We start from the raw sequence: 4,080 nt of genomic DNA, 5'->3' as shown, positions 1-4,080 counted from the left end.
CAATAAGCCTGATTGTATGACATCGCAGCCAAAATGCCAGCCCCAACAAAAAAGCCTCTGCAAGCTATAAGCTCACAAAGGCTGGAAAGTAGTACGGAATGGAGCGACGGTCCCTGAACCCGGGGGTTCAAGGTGGCGGCCTTCGCAAACAATTTAGGCTTCTCGGGCAATTAAGCGAGATGCTCACCATTCAATGCGTCTGGCCCCAAAGTTTTACTTATCGGCTCGAGGGTCTCATCACCCCATCCCGCAAAGCCTATTATATCGAAATACACGCCTGACTATAGGCTGGTTTCATTGAATATTTTTATTCGTTTCATTAACAAAAGGCTATCAACTAAGCGGTATCACCAGGCCTGGTGATACTAGTTTGCAGGGTAAATTATGTGACTTTAGGAACGCTTACTCAGCATGCTCTAATTAACTACCCATTCCCCTATTAAGCAATATTAAGACTGCAAGGTCTTTTTAATCTCTTCAAACTCTTGTTTATTGATCTCACCATTGGCATAGCGTTTTTTAAGTAATTCCATCGCACTTTCTGCAGATTTAGACGGTGTTCCAACCAACTTAAACAGAAAAACAACGATAATAATTAATAATATCAACCAAAAAAACCACATACCACCCATCATACCGCCTCCACAAAACTCATTAATTGATTCAAAATTCCAATTCATAACGGATCTCCTAGTCTTTTGGGCATCTCGATTAACCCCTTTTAATTATTCGTTCATAAAAATTTCTATAATATTTAAGGCCGCCAGTACTAGTAACAATACAACTTTTGGTGCGCCTGCTGGCACATATTCAACTTTCTAAGGGAGTTTCTTATCCTTTAATCCCCAAGAAAATTAACCCAAGGGTAAAAACGACGGCCTATAAGCCTTTATCATTAATTTTTGTTTCTATTAAAATGAGATCTATTTTATTGCACAGTTGCCATCTGATGTGCTTCTCCTGCTGGAAGCTGAATTGTGTCAACCACTTTGAACTGATTTTGATCAATTACCCAGATAATCGGTGTTGTTTGGCTCGACACATAAACCTTGTCTGTGCCTGGAATCGTATTCAGATGATAAGGTGCGGGTGATAATTTCATCACTTGTTTGTCACCCGATTTTGTATCTATAGAAACTAAAATTTCATCTGTTATACTCGTTACAAACAGTTTTGTGCCATCCTGACTGATATCCAAGCCATGTACCTTTTGACCAACTTCATACTCGTCAACAATCTCACCCGTATCGACAGCAATGACCGTCACTCCTCCAAGGCCAGGATTGGCAGCATATAAATGTGATTCATCCTTTGAAAAAATGATATGGGTTGGCATTACTCCTCCCTCTAAATCTCGAACTACTTTCAAAGTTTGCAAATCAATTTGACTGATATTATTGTCCCCAGTATTGCTGACATAAGCAGATTGGCCATCTTTAGTCACGAGCGCATAATTAGGACCTTTACCTGTTGGAATGGTTTTTATCAATTTATTCTGTTTTAAATCGACGACTGAAACATAACCGCGGCTTGGGTGTGTAGAAATTACATAACGGCCATTAGGGGTAATGGCTTGGTGATGCGTACCACCTGAAACAGAAATAGTCGACATCACATGGCCGTGCTCTGGATGAACAAGGTATAGCAGACTGTTAGGTTTATCCTTTGGGTCACCAGGCTTTAAAGGTGTTTCATCTAAACTCCCCGCAATAAGGTATTCTCCATCTGGCGTCGCAACTAAACCATGTGAGTTTGCCACCCCTGGAATCGTTGCAATCACTTGACTGGTGGCCGCATTAATCACAGCTATTTGATTGGCCTTGCCTAAAGGTGTATATACAATAGGGTTTGCATTCGCACTTTGTGTAAAAAATGCACTCAGTAACGCAGTGATAAATATTAAGTTGAATGTTTTCATCATACTTTCCTCAATTATTTTAAAAAACCTTAATTTTGATACAAACAGTAACCTTATCAAGGTGCTTTACTTAATTAACGCCTGAATACAGTAGTTAAACCACAGTGAATTGTCCCATCATTCCAGCATCTTCATGTTCTAAAATATGACAATGGTACATATAAGGAATTAATTCATCACGATAGGGTCCTGTTGGAAATAGGATTCTGATGGTTTCATCTTTATGGACCGTCACCACATCTTTATAACCTCGCTCCCAAGGATAAGGTGCTTGGCCGTTGCGATCTAACACCCTAAATTGAGTGTTGTGCACGTGGAATGGATGGTGCATCATGGACGGATTATGCAATTCCCATAACTCAAAGGTATTAGCATGAGCTACCTCATTAATCACATTCATATTCATCGCTTGGCCATTAATCGTGAAACCGCCCGAGCCAAACATCATTCTCGGCCCCATTTGCATCTCTAAGTTCATCTGGCGAGTTTGCGCCACCTCTACTTTAGACCAATCCGGCAGGGTTACCAACTGTGTAGTTTTAAAAGCCGCTGATCGTTCAGACTGGCTAGGATCAATATGTAATAAATTAAAATCTTGATCCAGATCGCTGGCGCTATTTCCACCCATCATGCCCATTCGCATAGATAGGTTGCCGTAACCTTTGATGGTTTTTAAGGTAATAGGTTTGCGGTCTGAAAGATCCACAATTATTTCAGCTCGCTCGCCTGGTGCTAAACGAATCTGGCGTAAGCTGTAGGAACGCTCTAACAAACCACCATCGGAGGCAATCAGTTGAAAAGCGCGATTATCCGAAAATACTAAATCATAAAAACGCGCATTGGACGCATTATGTAAACGCAATCTCACTAATGTTTTTTTGGGTTTAAGCACTGAATTTGCGACCCCATTCACCAACATCACATCGCCATGCATGCCTAGCATTTTATTCATACGCGTATTACTGTAATAAAATTCGCCCGACTCATCGAACGCCCTGTCCATCAAAATAACCGGGTAATCATCTATGCCATATTCATGCGGAATACCCAATTCGGCATCTTGATCCTCATCCACAATCTGCATTTGACCGCCCAGACCACGCCAAACTTGCTGACCGGTTTGGTTGTGGGTGTGCGAATGATAAAAAAGCGTTGAGGCTTCATTGAGTATTTTCCATTCGGCTACCCAAGTTTTACTGGGTTGAATGGCTTGATGTGGCCCACCATCTTCTGATGCTGGTAAAACCATACCATGCCAATGAAGTGCGGCCGTTTCACTCAAATTATTCGTCACCTCCATCCTAACAACTTGGCCTTTTTTCATTCTTAACACGGGGGCTAAAAAGTCTTGGTTAATGCCTATAGTTTTAGTGGTTTTATCGGCTAATATTCGAGTCTCACCTTGTTGTAAGGCCAGTTTAAAAACTTGTTTACCTTGAATAGTTTGGCCTTCGTCCAAGGCGGGCAAATTAAAATCATTTAGATAGTAATTGGGTTTTGAAATCCCGGTTTGGCCAGCGGTTTCTGCAAGCGTGAAAGGAACATAAGCCGCGGTGATTAAACCTGAGGTTATGCCAAGCCCTTGTCGTAGAAAATTGCGTCTATTCATATTAAACTCCATTTATTTAAGCCCATCTAGTTTGAGCCAAGCCTGGTAAATTTCATCTGACCAAAAACTTTGAAAATACGCAATCGCCGCCAATTGTTCCGACTGGCTTAACCTATCTTTAAACCCAGGCATGGTTCCGCCAAGCGGTACACCGCCATTTTGTATCGTTCTTAACAAAATTTTTAAAGGATGATGCCATGCATGTGCGCTTCCATTTAAAGGCGGCGCCGGATAGGTTCCATCTGCTAAGGTTTGCTTCCAGTCTTTAGTCAATCCCTGAGCTTGGTCGCCATGACAAACCGCACAGTTCTGGATAAATACGTTCTGCCCATATCTAACATCTTCGCTGGCATACCATCTTTCAGTGCTTCCTACTTGTTCAGGTTGCTCAGAAGAACAAGCCGCCAGAATCAACACCAATGGCGTTATCAGTAAAAACTTCATGGATTGTCCTGTTTAATTAGCTAAGCTTAAAAATGAATAAGACTAATCAATATGTGGGCACCTCGATTAACCCCTGATTCATTCTGGCAACGCCAAGTTTTTCAGATCA

General features: G+C 41.5%; 4 protein-coding genes. All 4 read right to left on the bottom strand.

What is annotated here, in order from left to right; translation table 11 throughout:
- Positions 1-449 precede the first annotated feature (449 nt).
- The gene (locus IBX48_RS09935; protein ID WP_296834028.1) at positions 450-680 is read right to left on the bottom strand and encodes an SHOCT domain-containing protein; all 231 of its coding nucleotides are present in this window, start codon (positions 678-680) and stop codon (positions 450-452) included.
- 248 nt (positions 681-928) lie between these two features.
- Positions 929-1,918: a YncE family protein gene (locus tag IBX48_RS09930; RefSeq protein WP_296834026.1), complete on the bottom strand. Its 990-nt coding sequence runs from the start codon at positions 1,916-1,918 to the stop codon at positions 929-931.
- Between the two features lie 94 nt (positions 1,919-2,012).
- A complete protein-coding gene (locus IBX48_RS09925) occupies positions 2,013-3,527 on the bottom strand; it encodes a multicopper oxidase domain-containing protein (RefSeq protein WP_296834023.1) in 1,515 nt (504 codons plus the stop codon).
- Between the two features lie 12 nt (positions 3,528-3,539).
- The gene (locus IBX48_RS09920) at positions 3,540-3,971 is read right to left on the bottom strand and encodes a c-type cytochrome (RefSeq protein ID WP_296834020.1); all 432 of its coding nucleotides are present in this window, start codon (positions 3,969-3,971) and stop codon (positions 3,540-3,542) included.
- Positions 3,972-4,080 lie beyond the last annotated feature (109 nt).

The sequence above is a fragment of the Thiomicrospira sp. genome (assembly GCF_014859555.1).
GTDB lineage: Bacteria > Pseudomonadota > Gammaproteobacteria > Thiomicrospirales > Thiomicrospiraceae > Thiomicrospira.
The sequence above is the reverse complement of the archived record's forward strand: the minus strand, read 5'-3'. Positions and strand labels throughout refer to the sequence as shown.

Bases quoted from the DNA above. Each gene is read 5' to 3' on its own strand.
- IBX48_RS09935 (WP_296834028.1), bottom strand. From the start codon at position 680: ATGAATTGGAATTTTGAATCAATTAATGAGTTTTGTGGAGGCGGTATG.
- IBX48_RS09930 (WP_296834026.1), bottom strand. From the start codon at position 1,918: ATGAAAACATTCAACTTAATATTTATCACTGCGTTACTGAGTGCATTT.
- IBX48_RS09925 (WP_296834023.1), bottom strand. From the start codon at position 3,527: ATGAATAGACGCAATTTTCTACGACAAGGGCTTGGCATAACCTCAGGT.
- IBX48_RS09920 (WP_296834020.1), bottom strand. From the start codon at position 3,971: ATGAAGTTTTTACTGATAACGCCATTGGTGTTGATTCTGGCGGCTTGT.